The organism is Pseudomonas sp. Pseusp11 (genome assembly GCF_047304405.1).
In the GTDB taxonomy this organism is placed as follows: domain Bacteria; phylum Pseudomonadota; class Gammaproteobacteria; order Pseudomonadales; family Pseudomonadaceae; genus Aquipseudomonas.
The window spans coordinates 50,460-66,929 of the sequence record NZ_JBGLZF010000003.1; the positions used below are offsets into that span (position 1 = coordinate 50,460).

Sequence of the window (16,470 nt, forward strand, 5' to 3'; positions counted from 1 at the left end):
ACGCCCTACAGCGATCCCCAGCCGAAGGCTGGGGGCAACGAATCTGTGATGGAATTTTTAAAGACATGAGCGACCTACAACTCGACCCGCAAGCCCTGCAACAGGAAGAAAACTCCCTGATCGCCCTGCGCAAGGAAAAGCTTGCTGCCGAGCGCGCCAAGGGCCAGGCCTTCCCCAACGACTTCCGTCGCGACGCCTACTGCGAAGACTTGCAGAAGAAGTACGCGGACAAGACCAAGGAAGAGCTGGCAGAGGCTGCGATCCCGGTCAAGGTTGCCGGTCGTCTCATGCTCAACCGTGGCTCGTTCATGGTGATTCAGGACATGTCCGGGCGCATCCAGGTTTACGTCAACCGTAAAACCCTGTCCGAAGAAACCCTGGCCGCGGTGAAAACCTGGGACCTGGGCGACATCATTGCCGCCGAAGGCACCCTGGCCCGTTCCGGCAAGGGCGACCTGTACGTAGAAATGACCAACGTGCGCCTGCTGACCAAATCCCTGCGCCCGCTGCCAGACAAGCACCACGGCCTGTCCGACACCGAGCAGCGCTACCGCCAGCGTTACGTCGACCTGATCGTCAACGAAGACGTGCGCCAGACCTTCCGCGTGCGTTCGCAAGTGATTGCGCACATCCGCAGCTTCCTGATGAAGCGTGACTTCCTGGAAGTCGAAACGCCGATGCTGCAAACCATTCCGGGTGGTGCGGCGGCCAAGCCGTTCGAAACTCACCACAACGCGCTGGATATGCAGATGTTCTTGCGCATTGCGCCGGAGCTGTACCTCAAGCGTCTGGTTGTCGGCGGGTTTGAAAAAGTCTTCGAAATCAACCGCAACTTCCGTAACGAAGGCGTCTCGACCCGGCACAACCCCGAGTTCACCATGCTCGAGTTCTACCAGGCCCACGCTGACTACGAAGACAACATGGACCTGACCGAGGAACTGTTCCGCGAACTGGCTCAGTTGGTTCTGGGCAGCACCGACGTGCCTTACGGCGACAAGGTGTTCCACTTCGGCGAGCCGTTCGTGCGCCTGTCGGTGTTCGACTCGATCCTCAAGTACAACCCGGAACTGACCGCTGCCGACCTGCAGGACATCGACAAGGCCCGCGCCATCGCCAAGAAGGCCGGCGCCAAGGTGCTCGGCTTCGAAGGCCTGGGCAAACTGCAGGTGATGATTTTCGAAGAACTGGTCGAGCACAAGCTGGAACAGCCGCACTTCATTACCCAGTACCCGTTCGAAGTGTCGCCGCTGGCCCGTCGTAACGACGAGAACCCGAACGTCACCGACCGTTTCGAACTGTTCATCGGCGGCCGTGAAATCGCCAACGCCTACTCCGAGTTGAACGACGCGGAAGACCAGGCCGAGCGCTTCATGGCACAGGTGGCCGACAAGGACGCTGGCGACGATGAAGCCATGCACTACGACGCCGACTTCGTTCGTGCGCTGGAGTACGGCATGCCGCCGACCGCCGGTGAAGGGATCGGCATCGACCGTCTGGTGATGTTGCTGACCAACTCACCGTCGATCCGCGACGTGATCCTGTTCCCGCACATGCGTCCGCAAGCGTAAATGTTTCAATTAAAAAGCCGCCTAAAACAGGCGGCTTTTTATTGCCTGTCTGGTACAAACGTATCAATTGGTTACTTTTGACGTTAGAGAGGAATACCTGTCGTGAATCGTGCAATTGCTCAAGAAGGTGCAGCGGGTATCGCCACTGCGGTCGCTGAAAGTGTTCAGTACCAGGGCCGCAAGGCCAGCCGACAGGGCAGCGAACAGCGTCGACAGGACATTCTCGACGCGGCGATGCGCATTGTCGTGCGCGATGGCGTGCGGGCCGTTCGGCACCGTGCGGTAGCCGCCGAGGCCTGTGTGCCGCTGTCGGCCACCACCTACTACTTCAAGGACATCGATGACCTGCTCACCGATACCTTTGCCCAATATGTGGAACGCAGCGCGGCATACATGGCCCGGTTGTGGGCCAGTAACGAAGGCCTGTTGCGCGAGATGGTTGTCAGCGGTGATGGCACCGCCGAGTCCCGCTCACAGCTGGCGGACGATATCGCACGGCTGATGGCTGACTATGTTCATCGGCAATTGATCAATCGCCGCGAGCACTTGATGGCCGAGCAAGCCTTCCGCCAGGAAGCGTTGCTCAACCCGCGTCTGGCGTTGTTGGTGCGTTCCCATCAGCAGATTCTCTTGCAGGGCACTTGCCAACTTTTCGAAGTATTGGGTTCCCGCGAGCCACAACAAGATGCCAAAGTGTTGACGGCGATTGTCGGACGGATGGAATATCAGGGCCTGCTCAACGATGCCGAGCCTGTTGCCGAAGAGGAAATGCTCGGCATCCTGACCCGCTACATGCACCTGGTACTGGCGTCGGTGTAGGCAACTGATCGTTCCCACGCTCTGCGTGGGAATGCATCCCGTGACGCTCCGCGTCACACCAAAGCGGACGCAGAGCGTCCATGGCGGCATTCCCACGCAGAGCGTGGGAACGATCGCAGGGCGAAGTGTGTCGATAGGGAGTGTTGAATGAGAGCCTGGCGTGTCGTTGTGATCGCCTTGTCGTTCCTGCTGCTCAGTGGCTGTCTGGTGACCTTCAAGGAGTCGCTGCCCGCCAGCGAGCCCGCGCCCAAAGGGCTGCTCGGCAAATGGGCCAGCACCAACGCCTGGGGCGAGCCGATGAACCTGGAACTGACACGCGTCGGCGACAATCACTACCAGGCGGTCAGCTACTTCAAGGCCAAACCCCATGAGCGCGAAGCCTATCCCTTCACGGTGTCGCGCCATGGCAATCGCTGGTACCTGTCGGCGAAGGTGCCGGCACAGTTCGGCGGGCATTTCACCATCGCCGGGTTCGAGCTCAACGATAAGCACGAATTGGTGGTCTACAACCTCGACCTTGAGCAGATCAGACAGGCCATGGGGCAAGAAGCCCTCAGTGGCGAAGGCTTTCAGACTGAAGATGGCGATGGGGTGTTGATCAACAACAGCCTGGATCAGGTATTCGCTTACCTCGACGACCCGGCCAATTCCGATGTCTTCGTCGAAGCGGTACGCTATCAGCGCTTGGCCAAAACCAAATAAACCCAGCACGTAACAGCTTTACTACAGGAGTCTCGGGTGGACGAATACCAGCAGACGATACGCATGTTGTCCGATCGCATAGTGCTGGCGCAAACGCCGATTCGCATTCTGGATGCGGTCAAGTGGGATGACAGCATTCGCAAGGGGTTCCTCAAGGGCAAGGGCAAGGAAATGCCGGCCGTGGACCGCGACTACTACCTCAATCGACCGCTGTCGTTCGACTCCAGCAAAGTGAAGCTGGAATTCCAGAACATCGAGCGCGATATCACCCGCCAGCTCGGCCAGTTCAACCCGGTCGGGCAGATCATGCGCCGCATGTGCAAGGAATACCGCATGGTGGTGCGCATGCTTGAAGCGCGCGGCACCGAGGATTTCGGGCTGATTTCCCAGGAATTGTACGGCGCGGCGTCCGATGCGTTTCACGCCGGCGACCCGACCCTGGCTGACCTGGGGCTGATGCTCTCCGATTACCTGAACAACATCGACGGCCGTGGCGACCTCAAGGACGAACCGAAAGTCCTCACCGCCAAGGAAGCCGTCGACCTGCTGCAACATCGGTTGAACAAGGTGTTTGGCGAAAACGAGGAAACCATCCGGGTGTTCGAGTCCGACGGGATCGTCGCTGACGCGGCAGCCGGCGCCGACTACATCAAGATCCGCACCGACGCGATGTTCAACAATCGCGACGTGCGTGCGTTGGAAGTCCATGAAGGGTTGGTGCATGTGGGCACCACCCTCAACGGCCTGAATCAACCGATCTGTACGTTCCTGTCCAAGGGTCCGCCGTCGTCCACCGTGACTCAGGAAGGCCTGGCGATCCTGATGGAAATCATCACCTTCGCCTCCTACCCGAGCCGCTTGCGCAAACTGACCAACCGCACCCGCGCCATTCACATGGTGGAGGAGGGCGCGGACTTCTTGCAGATATTCGAGTTCTTCCGGGCTCAGGGCTTTGAAATGGCCGAAAGCTACGGCAATGCCAGTCGGGTGTTCCGCGGCTCGGTGCCGAATGGTCTGCCATTCACCAAAGACTTGTCCTACCTCAAGGGCTTTATCATGATTTACAACTACATTCAGCTGGCCGTGCGCAAAGGCAAGCTGGAGCAGATACCGCTGTTGTTCTGCGGCAAGACTACGCTGGAGGACATGCGGACCTTGCGCCAATTGGTGGACGAAGGCCTGGTGGTGCCGCCCAAGTACCTGCCCGAGCAGTTCCGCGACATGAACGCGTTGTCGGCGTGGATGTGCTTCTCCAACTTCCTCAACCACCTGAGCCTGGACCGGATCGAAGCGGATTACTCCAATATCCTTTGATTCGGATCGTTCCCACGCGGAGCATGGGAACGATCACCCACATTGAGGCTTCACCGGATGAGAATCCTCGGCATCTTCTGCCTGCTCCTGGCCCTCGGCGGTTGCAGCTCTTTGCTGTTCTACCCCGAGCCCGGCCAGCCGTTTACCCCGGAAAAAGCCAAGCTCGACTATCGCGACGTCACCCTGACCACTGCCGACGGCCTCAAGCTGCATGGCTGGTGGCTGCCGGCGAAAAAAGGCGTCGAAGTCAAAGGCACTGTGCTGCATCTGCACGGTAACGGCGGCAACCTGGCGTGGCATCTGGGTGCGAGCTGGTGGTTGCCGAAGCAGGGCTATCAGGTGTTGCTGGTGGACTATCGCGGGTACGGATTGTCCGAAGGCAAGCCGGCGTTGCCGGAGATTTATCAGGACATCGACGCTGCCTTCACATGGCTCGACCAGGCGCCGGAGGTCAAGGGCAAGCCGTTGATCCTTCTCGGTCAGAGCCTTGGCGGTTCGATGGCCGTGCATTACCTGGCCCAGCATCCCGAGCGCCAGCGGCAACTCAAGGCGTTCGTGCTCGATGGCGTGCCTGCCAGCTACCGCGATGTCGGGCGTTTCGCCCTCAGCACGTCATGGATGACCTGGCCGTTCCAGGTGCCGTTGTCCTGGCTGGTGCCGGACGGCGACAGCGCGATCCGTTCCATGACGCAGCTCAATGGTGTACCGAAACTGATCTATCACAGTATCGATGATCCGCTGGTGCCCCTTTCCAACGGCATCCGACTGTATCAAGCTGCGCCGCCACCGCGAGTGCTGCAACTGACCCGGGGCGGTCATGTGCAAACCTTCGCCGACCCGGTCTGGCGCAAAGTCATGCTGCGCTACCTCGAAGACCCGCAGCATTTCAACGGCCTGCGCCGCCTGGGTGAAATCCCCAATTACCCGGCACCCCCGAATTCTGAAGATGAACCACCAGAGAGTCCGCAATGAGTGAAGAACGTAACGCCATCCCGCTGATCATCACCGGTATTTGCAGCATCCTCGGCACCGTCGGGGCCCTGTGGTGGTACGGCTACCTGCACTTCGCCAAACCCGAGGATGCGTTGCTGCTCAGCGACTTCACCATGCTCAAGACCGTGCCGGGCGAAGACTACAAAATCTCCCTGGAGCCGGCCACGCAAGTGGCGCAGTGCATCGATGGCGTGCTGGTGATGTTTGATACCGAACAGAAAGGCCTGACTGGTGTACTGGTCAACAACAAGAAAAAAGCCGTGCGCTGCATGGGCCAGGAAACCCCGCAAAAACTGCAACCATAACTTGCCTTTTGATCTTATAAACGAAAGCCCCGCCTGATCGCTCAGGCGGGGCTAATGCGTATTACAGCAGCGGAATCAGTGTTTTGGCTTGTCGTTTTCGGTCGACAAATCGTGCAAATGACGACGGGACAAGGCGAGAAAACGCGGGGTTGGACCGACGTCTTCGTACAGCGGATCGCCTTCTTCATCGGTGGCGACCACCGTTGACCCTTTCACATACGGAAAGCTCGCTTCGAGCTCTTCCAGGGCGGCGCCGATCAATTCTCCGAGCAGTTCTTCAGGGTGCCGTTTGGGGTACATATCGATAATCGCCGCCAGCCGTGCGGCGGCTTCCACGTCCAGACGAATCGTATAGCCAGTGTCGGTCAGGCGACCCTTGGCGTTTTCTTCCCAGTGCTTGGCGAGCTCGCGGATTTTCATAATGACCTCATTACGCACCTGCTCATGGCAGGCCGGGTGAGTGTCCGGCGGTGGCCGGTGGTAAGCCGTTGTACGGCTTGTGTTGAGACTAGCTGCAAGGCTTGAAGTTTGACGGCCCCTTGCCGTCTGCTTGTAAGAACCGCTTTACAACGGCACTCTCTAATGACAAGGCTTCTATTTCAAAGCCTCTAACATCTAAAGCATAGCCGCCCGGATTTTCGCTGGAGAACTGCTGATGACCGATATTGATGCACGCTTGCGCGAGGACGTTCACCTGTTGGGTGAGCTGTTGGGCAACACCATTCGTGAGCAGTACGGGGATGGCTTTATCGACAAGATCGAGCAAATCCGCAAAGGCGCCAAGGCCGACCGTCGCGGTTCGATGGATGCCGAACTCAGCGCCAGCCTCAACCAGTTGAGCGAGGACGAATTGCTGCCGGTGGCGCGGGCGTTCAACCAGTTCCTCAACCTGGCCAATATCGCCGAGCAATATCAGCTGATTCACCGCCGCGAAGAGTCACAACCCGCGCCGTTCGAGGCCCGGGTATTGCCGGAACTGCTCGCTCGCCTGCTGACTGCCGGCCATGACGCCGAATCCCTGGCCCGGCAATTGGGGCGGGTGGACATCGAGCTGGTATTGACGGCGCACCCCACCGAAGTGGCGCGACGCACACTGATCCAGAAATACGACGCGATCGCCGCGCAACTGGCGGCTCTGGATCATCGCGACCTGACCAGCGCCGAGCGCGAGCAGATCACGACGAAGCTGCAGCGGTTGATTGCCGAAGCCTGGCACACCGAAGAAATCCGCCGCACCCGCCCGACACCTGTAGATGAAGCCAAGTGGGGCTTTGCGGTGATCGAGCATTCGCTGTGGCAGGCGATTCCCAACTATTTGCGCAAGGCCGATCAGGCCCTGCATGCCGCCACTGGCCTGCACCTGCCGCTGGAGGCCGCACCGATTCGTTTCGCCTCGTGGATGGGCGGCGACCGCGACGGCAACCCCAACGTCACCGCCGCCGTGACCCGCGAAGTATTGTTGCTGGCTCGCTGGATGGCTGCCGATTTGTATGTGCGCGATGTCGATCACCTCGCCGCCGAATTGTCGATGCAACAGGCCAGCGACGCCCTGAAAGCCAAGGCTGGCGACAGCGCCGAGCCTTACCGCGCGGTACTCAAACAGCTGCGTGAGCGCCTGCGCGCAACCCGTAACTGGGCCCAGGCCTCCCTGACGGCCACCACGCCGGCGTCCGCCGATGTGCTGCAAAACAACCGCGACCTGCTGGACCCGTTGGAGCTGTGTTACCACTCGCTGCATGAATGCGGCATGGGCGTCATCGCCGATGGCCCGTTGCTCGACTGCCTGCGCCGTGCGGTGACGTTCGGGCTGTTTCTGGTGCGCCTCGATGTGCGACAGGACTCGTCGCGCCACACCGCGGCCATGACCGAAATCACCGATTACCTCGGCCTGGGTCGTTATGAAGACTGGAACGAAGAGGAGCGCATCGCCTTCCTGATGCGCGAACTGAACAATCGCCGGCCGTTGTTGCCGGCCTACTTCAAGCCGTCTGCCGACACCGCCGAAGTGCTGGCGACGTGCCGGGAAATCGCTGCAGCGCCGGGGGCTTCCCTCGGCTCGTATGTGATTTCCATGGCTGGCGCTGCTTCCGACGTGCTGGCCGTGCAGTTGCTGCTCAAGGAATCCGGCGTATTGCGGCCGATGCGTGTGGTGCCGCTGTTCGAAACCCTTGCCGACCTCGACAACGCGGGCCCGGTGATTGAAAAACTGTTGCTGCTGCCGGGCTATCGCTCGCGCCTGCAAGGGCCACAGGAAGTGATGATCGGTTATTCCGACTCGGCCAAGGACGCCGGCACTACGGCGGCGGCCTGGGCGCAGTATCGGGCGCAGGAGCGATTGGTAGACATTTGCCGGGAGCAACAAGTGGAGCTGCTGTTGTTCCACGGCCGTGGCGGCACCGTGGGCCGTGGTGGCGGCCCGGCGCACGCGGCGATTCTGTCGCAGCCGCCGGGGTCGGTGGCGGGGCGTTTCCGCACCACCGAGCAGGGGGAAATGATTCGTTTCAAATTCGGCCTGCCGGACATCGCCGAGCAAAACCTCAATCTGTACCTGGCGGCGGTGCTGGAAGCGACCTTGCTGCCGCCACCACCTCCCGAGCCTGCCTGGCGCCATTTGATGGACGAACTGGCCGCCGATGGGGTCAAGGCTTACCGCGCCGTGGTGCGGGAAAATCCGCAGTTCGTCGAGTATTTCCGCCAGTCCACCCCGGAGCAGGAGTTGGGGCGTTTGCCGTTGGGCAGCCGCCCGGCCAAGCGCCGCGCCGGCGGCATCGAAAGCCTGCGCGCCATTCCGTGGATTTTCGGCTGGACCCAGACGCGCCTGATGTTGCCGGCCTGGCTCGGCTGGGAAACGGCGCTGAGCAAGGCGCTGGAGCGCGGCGAAGGGGAGCTGCTGGGGCAGATGCGCGAGCAATGGCCGTTCTTCCGCACCCGCATCGATATGCTGGAAATGGTGCTGGCCAAGGCCGACGCCGATATCGCCCAGTCTTACGACGAGCGCCTGGTCGAGCCGGATCTGCTCCCTTTGGGTGCGCATTTACGCGACCTATTGTCGCAGGCCTGTGCGGTGGTCCTGGGGCTGACGGGTCAGTCCCAGCTACTGGCACATAGCCCAGACACCCTTGAATTCATCCGCCTGCGCAACACCTACCTCGACCCGCTGCATCTATTGCAGGCCGAACTGTTGGCCCGTTCGCGGCAGCAGGATGAAGCGCAGGGCAGCCCGGTAGAACAGGCGTTGCTGGTGTCTGTGGCGGGGATTGCCGCCGGTTTGCGAAATACCGGCTAAGGTTTTCGTCATAGGGAACAGGCACCTGGCGCGAGCGTCGAGTGCCTGCTGGCGAGCGGTCGAAAAGGTCTGTCAGGCGACAGTTAATGACGGGGTTGCGACTTGGGGTACCCCTTCGAAAGGGCACGTCCTGCGCAGGTTTCTCCGACTTTCGGCGGCTTGTGTGGGCAGGGTCTGCTGTGTATCTTGATCAGCCTTTGGCCGTTTGGGCGGTCACGACCCTATTTTTTGAGATTGGCCCTACGAGGCGAATCCTTTGTTTTGTTTAAGTAATTCTAAATAAAAAATTGAGGAGCACATCTAATGCGCGTCATTCTGCTGGGAGCTCCCGGGGCCGGTAAAGGTACTCAGGCTAAGTTCATCACCGAAAAATTCGGCATTCCGCAAATCTCTACCGGTGACATGCTGCGTGCTGCTGTAAAAGCCGGCACCGAGCTGGGCATCAAAGCCAAAAGCATCATGGATGCCGGTGGTCTGGTCTCCGACGATCTGATCATCGCTTTGGTCAAGGACCGTATTGCGCAGCCTGACTGTGCCAACGGTTTCCTGTTCGACGGTTTCCCGCGCACCATTCCGCAAGCTGAAGCGTTGGTAGACGCTGGCGTGGAACTGGACAACGTGGTCGAAATCGCCGTCGATGACGAAGAGATCGTTCAGCGTATCGCCGGTCGTCGCGTTCACGAGGCCAGCGGCCGCGTGTACCACACCGTCTACAACCCGCCGAAAATTGCCGGTAAAGACGACATCACCGGTGAAGAGCTGGTGCAGCGCAAGGACGACACCGAAGAAACCGTGCGTCATCGCCTGTCGGTCTACCACTCCCAGACCAAACCTCTGGTGGAGTTCTACCAAGGCCTGGCCGCTGCTCAGGGCAAGCCGAAGTACAGCCATATTCCGGGTGTCGGCTCGGTTGAGACGATTACCGGCAAGGTGCTTGAAGCACTGAGCTGAAAAGTCTGATCGGCTTCATCTTCTACGGCCCGCTTGCGGGCCGTAGTTGTTTATACTGGCGCACTTTTTCTGACCTCTCTTACGGATACATCGATGAGCACCTTGCTGGCCCTGGACACCGCGACTGAAGCTTGCTCCGTTGCCTTGCTGCATGACGGCAAGGTCACGAGCCATTACGAGGTGATCCCGCGCCTGCATGCGCAGAAGCTGCTGCCGATGATTCAGCAACTGCTGGCCGATGCCGGGACCACGCTGCAAGCGGTCGACGCCATTGCGTTCGGTCGTGGGCCGGGCGCGTTTACCGGTGTGCGGATCGCCATCGGCGTGGTGCAAGGGCTGGCGTTTGCGCTGGACCGTCCGGTGTTGCCGGTCTCCAACCTCGCAGTGCTCGCCCAGCGGGCTTATCGCGAACACGGCGTCAGCCAGGTCGCGGCAGCCATCGATGCGCGTATGGATGAGGTGTATTGGGGCTGCTACCGCGAAACGGCGGGGGAGATGCGGCTGGTGGGCAACGAAGCGGTATTGCCACCGGAAGCCGCCGCGTTGCCGGTCGATGCCAGCGGCGAGTGGTTCGGCGCGGGCACCGGTTGGGGTTATGCCGAGCGTATTGCAGTGAACCTGAGCGGCCAGGACGCGAGCATGCTGCCCCACGCCGAAGATCTGCTGACCCTGGCGCGTTTCGCCTGGGAACGCGGTGAAGCGATCGTGGCCGATCAGGCGCAGCCGGTGTATCTGCGCGATAAGGTCGCGACGCCGAAAGCGCGTTGATCCCGGTTGTCCTGTGGCGAGGGAGCTTGCTCCCGTTCGGCTGCGGAGCAGCCGTAGAACCTGACGGCGCGATGTATCTGACTGCGCGTAGGGGGCAGCTTCGCAGCCCAGCGGGAGCAAGCTCCCTCGCCACAAAGTGTTCCAACCGCAGCCAATCATCAGTTTCTGCCCGTCGCTTTTAAACCTTTTCGCTTTTCTGTGTTCTAGTTATCACTCGGCGGTTTGCGAAGTGGGTAATGCGCCACTAAACTGCCATCATCGATACCGAGCATGCACTTATGCGTATAGACGGCGTTTCCTCCCAGTCCTACCCGATCAAGCGCAAGCCTCGTAAAGGCCATGTGTCTGAGGATGACTCCGTCGATATCGACGGCGAGCTGGAATTCCCTACCGAAGAGCAATTGGCCGCCCGCGCCGCCAAAGCCTCCGCGCAACGCCTGAGCAATCTTCCCGCGCGTCAACAAGACATGATTTATCACCGCGCCATGAGCAAAAGCGTGGCGATGGCACTGGCCAGTTACCTGAGCACTGCCACTTTTGTCGATTGGGATGCGGATGTGCTGGGTCTCGACCTGTACATCTGATGCTGCCTTATTACCTCGGCTGCCCGTCCTGGAGCGAAAACGCCTGGCGCGACTACTTGTATCCACAGGACGCCAGGCCCGCCGAGTTTCTTGATCTTTATTCCCAAGTGTTCAACGCCGTGGAAGGCAATACGACCTTCTACGCGAGCCCGGCTGCCGCCACCGTGCAGCGCTGGGCCGAGACCATGCCCGAACACTTTCGCTTCACCGCCAAATTCCCCGGCGACATCAGCCACAGCGGTGACCTGCGCGAACAATTGACCGCCACAGAAACTTTCCTGCAATTGCTCAGCCCTCTGGGGGCGCGGGTTTCGCCATTGTGGCTGCAATTGTCCAAAAGCTTCACCCCGCAACGACTGTCAGAGCTGGCCGGTTTTATCGATGCGGTGGACCGGCCCTTGGCGGTCGAAGTGCGGCATGACGAGTTCTTTGCCAAGGGCGATGCCGAGCGAATGCTCAATCGCCTGTTGCTGGACCGTGGTGTCGAGCGCATTTGCCTCGATCCGCGAGCGCTGTTCAGCTGCACCTCGACCGATCCTTCGGTGCTTCACGCCCAATCGAAAAAGCCCAGGGTGCCGCCTCGCCCTGCGGCGTTCACTCAGTTTCCACAGGTGCGTTTCATCGGCCATCCGGAGCTTGAAGCCAACGATCCGTTCCTGGTGCCATGGGTCGAGAAAATCGCCGTCTGGATCGAAGAGGGGCGCACGCCGTATATCTTCCTGCACACCGCCGATAACCTGCTGGCGGCGAAACTGGCACAACGTTTTCACGCACAACTGATGCAGCGTTTGCCTGGCTTGCCGCCGCTGCCTGAGCTATACAGAGAACCCGCCGCCGAGCAACTTGGTTTGCTCTGAAGCGGGTTTTCCCTTTTTCAGGAGTCTGCCAATGGATGCGCAAACCCTTCGAGCCCAGGCGTTCAAAGCACTGCACGAACGCGAGGGCGCTTTTGTCATTCCCAATCCCTGGGACGCCGGCTCGGCGAAAATGCTCGCCAGCCTTGGCTTCGAGGCACTGGCAACCACCAGCGCCGGTTATGCCTTTTCCCAGGGCCGCCCCGATGGTGGGCTGACGCTCGACGATACCCTGGCGAACGTTCGGGCGATTGTCGCGGCGACCGACCTGCCAGTCGCGGTCGATCTGGAAAACGGTTTCGCTGATGACCCCGCCGAGTGCGCGCAAAGTATTCTGCGGGCCGCCCAGGCCGGTGCCGTAGGCGGTTCGATCGAGGATGCCACCGGGCGTGAAGACGGTCCGATCTACTGCTTCGAGCATGCCGTGGCGCGTATCGAAGCCGCCGTAGCAGCAGCGCGCAGCTTGCCTTTCCCCTTCACGTTGACGGCGCGTGCCGAGAACTATTTGCACGGCAATCCTGACCTCGACGATACCATTCGCCGCTTGCAGGCATTCGCCGAGGCCGGCGCGGACGTGCTTTACGCCCCAGGCCTACGCAATGCCGAAGAGGTCTTGGCGGTGGTTCGCGCCGTGGCACCGAAACCGGTCAATGTGTTGATGTCCGGCGGACTCAAGCTGACGGTTGCGCAGTTGAGCGAAATGGGCGTCAAGCGCATCAGCGTCGGTTCGGCCCTGGCTTTGGCAGCGTATGGCGAGTTCTTGCGCGCGGCCGAGGAAATCCAGCAACACGGGACCTTTGGCTTCACTTCCCGGTCGATGCCGTTCCAGAAGGCCAATCAATTCTTCAAAGGCTGACAGGGTCGGACCGAGGTGGCTGGGCCGCTGAGGGGTTATGCGGCGATGCGCAGGTTCTGCAGAACGATCGGGCGCGCCCAGCCGTTATCGAAATCGAGTTGTTTCTGTTGTTCCACCAGTTCTTGCGGTGAGAACGGCGGGAACGGCTTGTCCAGCAGGTCGAGTTCGAACTCGGCGATCGGCAAGTGCAGCGGACGTGGTTGCGGCGCGGCGCCAGGCTCGGGCAGCGGTTGACCGGCGGTGAGCACGATCGGGCGAACCCAGCCGCTTTCGAAATCCTGCTGTTTCTGTTGCGCGACGATTTCTTCCGGCGGGAACGGTGGGAACGGTTTATCGGCCAGGTCCATTTCGAACTCGGCAATTGGCAGAAACAATGGTTCCGGCGGACGGACTTCGGTTTCTTTCACATCACATTCACGCTGGGAAATGATGTGCGCCAGCAGCTCGCTGCCGACGGTCGGTTCGACCGGGCTGTCGAGATCGACCGGCGGGAAGTTGAGCGACGCCGGCACCCCATCACCCGACTGATCGGCCAGGGCCTGGGCAAAAAAATCTTGCCACAGGTGACTGACGCCGCTCAGTGCTTGGGAGTTTCGCAGGCCAAAATCGCCGTGGGGCGAGATGTAACCTATCGATGTGCGTTGAATGCCTGACATTTTTCTCGGTCGACGCTCAGCTCTGGCAAAATGCTCGATAGTTTGGTTATCGGCCGTTTTTGCCGATCATTAATTTTTTGAGCGTGTTTTCCCATGATTGAGCAACCTGCGGCCTGCCGCATCCATGTCGAAGCCTTGGGCGCGACGTTCCAGCCACAGGCCGAGCAATGGGCCGAGCGCCTGGGTTTGCCGTTGCAGGTGGATGACGGCGAGTTTGCCCTGCAGGTGGGTGAGCAGGGTTTGCAACTGCAACAACTGGGGCCGGATGCACCGGGGCCGGTGCGGGTCGACTTCGTCGAGGGTGGCGCGGCCCATCGTCGGTTGTACGGCGGCGGCAGCGGTCAGATGATCGCCAAGGCGGTCGGCATCGCCCAGGGCGTGCGCCCGCGGGTGCTGGACGCCACGGCCGGGCTGGGCAAGGACGCGTTCGTGCTGGCCAGCCTGGGCTGCGAGATGAGCCTGATCGAGCGCCAGCCGCTGATCGGCGCCTTGCTTGAAGATGGCCTGGCGCGCGGCGCGGAAGATTTCGACGTAGCGCCGATCGTGGCGCGGATGCGTTTGCTCAAGGGCAATTCGATCGAGGTGATGCGCAACTGGGAAGGCGAGCCGCCGCAGGTGATCTACCTTGACCCGATGTTTCCCCATCGAGAGAAAACCGCGTTGGTGAAGAAGGAAATGCGCCTGTTCCGGCCGCTGGTCGGCGATGATCCGGATGCACCGGCCCTACTCGAAGCGGCGTTGGCCCTGGCCAGTCACCGGGTGGTGGTCAAACGCCCGCGCAAGGCGCCGTGCATCGATGGGCCGAAGCCGAGCCATGCGCTGGACGGCAAGTCCAGCCGGTATGACATCTATCCGAAGAAAGCGCTCAAGCCCTAAAAAGATCGCAGCCTTCGGCAGCTCCTACAGGATCGGGTTTACATCATCCGATGTAGGAGCTGCCGCAGGCTGCGATCTTTTTGCAGGCAACACTTATTCCGCTGGATTCAGGGCCGATACGCCCGCATAAACAATCCCACCACTTCCTGCACATGGGCTTCGGCCGCATCCCCGGTTACCGGTTCGCCGCAGCCATACAGCAAGCGGAAATTCCCCGCACCCTTGAGCAGGCAGAAGAAGTGCTCGGCGGCATTGCGCGGTTTGTCGATGCTCAACACGCCACTCTGATCGATCTTGCTCAGCAAACGCTCCATGCCGTGCAGCACGCGTTCCGGCCCGGCCTCGAAGAAGATCTGTGCGAGTTTCGGGTCCTGGCTGCCCAGCGTCATCATCAGCCGGTGCAGGTTCACCGATTCGTCGCTGTTGATCAGTTGATGAAAGCCGTGTGCGATGTTCAGCAGCACGGTTTCCACGGCGATGCCGTCCGGCAATTCAAAAGCCAGCGGAGGCAATTGCTCCTCGCATTTGGCCACGACAGCGGAAGAGAACAGCGTCTCCTTGTCGTTGAAATGGCTGTAGACCGTCAGCTTCGACACGCCGGCCTCAGTCGCTACGGCATCCATGCTGGTGTTGGCGTATCCCTTACTCAAAAACAGGATTTTCGCCGCGTCGAGGATTGCCCGGCGCTTGGCCAGATCCTTGGGACGGCCCGGACCGCTGGGGGTGGAAAGATTGTCTGACATTCTTCGCTTTTAATACTGGACTGGTGAGTTTGCTATTAATAACATACTGGTCAGTATAATTATTCCAAGCCCCATTAGCGAAAGGTCGTTCACCATGCTGCGCTTTGCCTTGCCCCTCGCGTTGCCGGTCAGTCTGGCTTTTTTATTGTCGGCATGTGGCCATGAAGAAGCCCCTCCGGTCAGCGTGCGCCCGGCCATGGTGGTGCAGCCAGAGCCCTCGGCCCAGGCAATGGAAAGTTATCCTGGTGAAGTCCGTGCGCGGTATGAGCCGGACCTGGCCTTCCGGATTGGCGGCAAAGTCAGCCGACGACTGGTCGAAGAAGGGCAGCGGGTCAAGGCTGACCAACCCCTGGCGGAACTCGATCCTCAGGACGTGCGCCTGCAACTGGAAGCCACCCGTGCCCAGGTCGCGGCTGCCGAAGCCAATCTGAACCTGGTGCGCGCCGAGCGTGATCGCTACAAGACCCTGATGGAGCGGCAGATGGTCAGCCGTTCGCAGTACGACAACGCGGAAAACCTCTATCGCTCCGGTGAGGCCCGCCTCAAGCAAATCAAAGCCGAATTCAACGTTTCGACCAATCAGGCCAGTTACGCGGTGTTGCGTGCGCCGCAGGATGGCGTGGTGGCCAAGCGCGCGGTTGAAGTCGGGCAAGTGGTGGCGGCCGGGCAAACCGTGTTTACCCTGGCCACCGATGGCGAGCGCGAAGTATTGATCAGCCTGCCGGAGCAGAGCTTCGGCCGCTTCAAGGTCGGTCAGCCGGTCTCGGTGGAGCTCTGGACCCAACCCGATCAGCGTTTCCCTGGGCAGATCCGTGAGTTGTCGCCTGCCGCCGATCCCAAATCCCGCACTTTTGCCGCCCGTGTCGCATTTACCGCCGGCAAGGTTCCCGCCGAACTCGGCCAGAGTGCCCGGGTGTTCATCCAGACTGCCGAAGTGGTGCCGTTGTCAGTGCCGCTGTCGGCCCTCACCGCAGAAAACGGCGCCACCTACGTGTGGGTGGTCGGCGCCAACAATACCTTGAAAAAAGTCCCGGTGCGGGTCGGTGCATTTGGCGAGAAAACCGTGCCGGTGCTCGAGGGGCTGAACGCCAGCGACTGGGTGGTGGCGGCCGGTGTTCATGTGCTTCACGACGGGCAGCAAGTGCGCCCGGTGGATCGCTCCAACCGCGTGGTCAATCTGGCGCACAAGGAGTAA

17 protein-coding genes are annotated in these 16,470 nt (G+C 60.6%); 14 read left to right on the forward strand and 3 right to left on the reverse strand.

Annotation, left to right across the window (positions count from 1 at the left end; translation table 11 throughout):
- Window positions 1–65 precede the first annotated feature (65 nt).
- The 6 genes from lysS to ACCC96_RS03070 all read left to right on the forward strand — a co-directional run bounded on the left by lysS (window position 66) and on the right by ACCC96_RS03070 (window position 5,701).
- Window positions 66–1,568: a lysine--tRNA ligase gene (gene lysS / locus ACCC96_RS03045; RefSeq protein WP_019651828.1), complete on the forward strand. Its 1,503-nt coding sequence runs from the start codon at window positions 66–68 to the stop codon at window positions 1,566–1,568.
- Between the two features lie 102 nt (window positions 1,569–1,670).
- The gene (locus ACCC96_RS03050) at window positions 1,671–2,387 is read left to right on the forward strand and encodes a TetR/AcrR family transcriptional regulator (protein ID WP_019651827.1); all 717 of its coding nucleotides are present in this window, start codon (window positions 1,671–1,673) and stop codon (window positions 2,385–2,387) included.
- 147 nt (window positions 2,388–2,534) lie between these two features.
- A complete protein-coding gene (locus tag ACCC96_RS03055) occupies window positions 2,535–3,089 on the forward strand; it encodes a hypothetical protein (protein ID WP_413694969.1) in 555 nt (184 codons plus the stop codon).
- Window positions 3,090–3,152: 63 nt separating this feature from the next.
- Complete coding sequence (locus tag ACCC96_RS03060; protein ID WP_172901247.1) at window positions 3,153–4,403, forward strand: flavohemoglobin expression-modulating QEGLA motif protein; 1,251 nt, start codon at window positions 3,153–3,155, stop codon at window positions 4,401–4,403.
- Window positions 4,404–4,460: 57 nt separating this feature from the next.
- The gene (locus tag ACCC96_RS03065) at window positions 4,461–5,375 is read left to right on the forward strand and encodes an alpha/beta hydrolase (protein ID WP_028939493.1); all 915 of its coding nucleotides are present in this window, start codon (window positions 4,461–4,463) and stop codon (window positions 5,373–5,375) included.
- Window positions 5,372–5,701: a hypothetical protein gene (locus ACCC96_RS03070; protein WP_413694970.1), complete on the forward strand. Its 330-nt coding sequence runs from the start codon at window positions 5,372–5,374 to the stop codon at window positions 5,699–5,701. Before ACCC96_RS03065 ends, ACCC96_RS03070 begins: the two co-directional genes overlap by 4 nt.
- 75 nt (window positions 5,702–5,776) lie before the next feature.
- Here ACCC96_RS03070 and ACCC96_RS03075 read toward each other — a convergent pair whose 3' ends face one another.
- Complete coding sequence (locus ACCC96_RS03075) at window positions 5,777–6,121, reverse strand: hypothetical protein (RefSeq protein WP_018926676.1); 345 nt, start codon at window positions 6,119–6,121, stop codon at window positions 5,777–5,779.
- A 235-nt stretch (window positions 6,122–6,356) separates the two neighbouring features.
- On the opposite strand from ACCC96_RS03075, the gene ppc reads away from it, so the two are divergent.
- The 6 genes from ppc (at window position 6,357) to ACCC96_RS03105 (ending at window position 13,000) form a co-directional block, all read left to right on the forward strand.
- Entirely contained in the window at window positions 6,357–8,987 is a 2,631-nt protein-coding gene (gene ppc, locus ACCC96_RS03080) for a phosphoenolpyruvate carboxylase (RefSeq protein WP_413694971.1), read from the forward strand.
- 303 nt (window positions 8,988–9,290) lie between these two features.
- Complete coding sequence (adk, locus tag ACCC96_RS03085; RefSeq protein ID WP_019651821.1) at window positions 9,291–9,938, forward strand: adenylate kinase; 648 nt, start codon at window positions 9,291–9,293, stop codon at window positions 9,936–9,938.
- A gap of 93 nt (window positions 9,939–10,031) precedes the next feature.
- Complete coding sequence (gene tsaB, locus ACCC96_RS03090; protein ID WP_018926673.1) at window positions 10,032–10,706, forward strand: tRNA (adenosine(37)-N6)-threonylcarbamoyltransferase complex dimerization subunit type 1 TsaB; 675 nt, start codon at window positions 10,032–10,034, stop codon at window positions 10,704–10,706.
- A gap of 278 nt (window positions 10,707–10,984) precedes the next feature.
- Window positions 10,985–11,290, forward strand: a complete 306-nt coding sequence (locus ACCC96_RS03095; RefSeq protein ID WP_007940187.1) for a hypothetical protein — start codon at window positions 10,985–10,987, stop codon at window positions 11,288–11,290.
- A complete protein-coding gene (locus ACCC96_RS03100; RefSeq protein WP_413695057.1) occupies window positions 11,287–12,147 on the forward strand; it encodes a DUF72 domain-containing protein in 861 nt (286 codons plus the stop codon). The genes ACCC96_RS03095 and ACCC96_RS03100 overlap by 4 nt, the downstream gene beginning before the upstream one ends.
- A gap of 31 nt (window positions 12,148–12,178) precedes the next feature.
- A complete protein-coding gene (locus tag ACCC96_RS03105) occupies window positions 12,179–13,000 on the forward strand; it encodes an isocitrate lyase/PEP mutase family protein (protein WP_019651819.1) in 822 nt (273 codons plus the stop codon).
- Between the two features lie 35 nt (window positions 13,001–13,035).
- Here ACCC96_RS03105 and ACCC96_RS03110 read toward each other — a convergent pair whose 3' ends face one another.
- The gene (locus tag ACCC96_RS03110; protein ID WP_413694972.1) at window positions 13,036–13,656 is read right to left on the reverse strand and encodes an energy transducer TonB; all 621 of its coding nucleotides are present in this window, start codon (window positions 13,654–13,656) and stop codon (window positions 13,036–13,038) included.
- A gap of 93 nt (window positions 13,657–13,749) precedes the next feature.
- Between ACCC96_RS03110 and ACCC96_RS03115 the strand changes: the two genes are divergently transcribed.
- Window positions 13,750–14,532: a class I SAM-dependent methyltransferase gene (locus ACCC96_RS03115; RefSeq protein ID WP_018926668.1), complete on the forward strand. Its 783-nt coding sequence runs from the start codon at window positions 13,750–13,752 to the stop codon at window positions 14,530–14,532.
- 107 nt (window positions 14,533–14,639) lie between these two features.
- On the opposite strand, the gene ACCC96_RS03120 is transcribed toward ACCC96_RS03115, so the two are convergent.
- Window positions 14,640–15,275 carry a TetR/AcrR family transcriptional regulator gene (locus tag ACCC96_RS03120; protein WP_413694973.1) on the reverse strand — a complete coding sequence of 212 codons (636 nt, stop codon included), beginning with the start codon at window positions 15,273–15,275 and terminating at the stop codon, window positions 14,640–14,642.
- Window positions 15,276–15,369: 94 nt separating this feature from the next.
- On the opposite strand from ACCC96_RS03120, the gene ACCC96_RS03125 reads away from it, so the two are divergent.
- Entirely contained in the window at window positions 15,370–16,470 is a 1,101-nt protein-coding gene (locus tag ACCC96_RS03125) for an efflux RND transporter periplasmic adaptor subunit (RefSeq protein ID WP_258672462.1), read from the forward strand.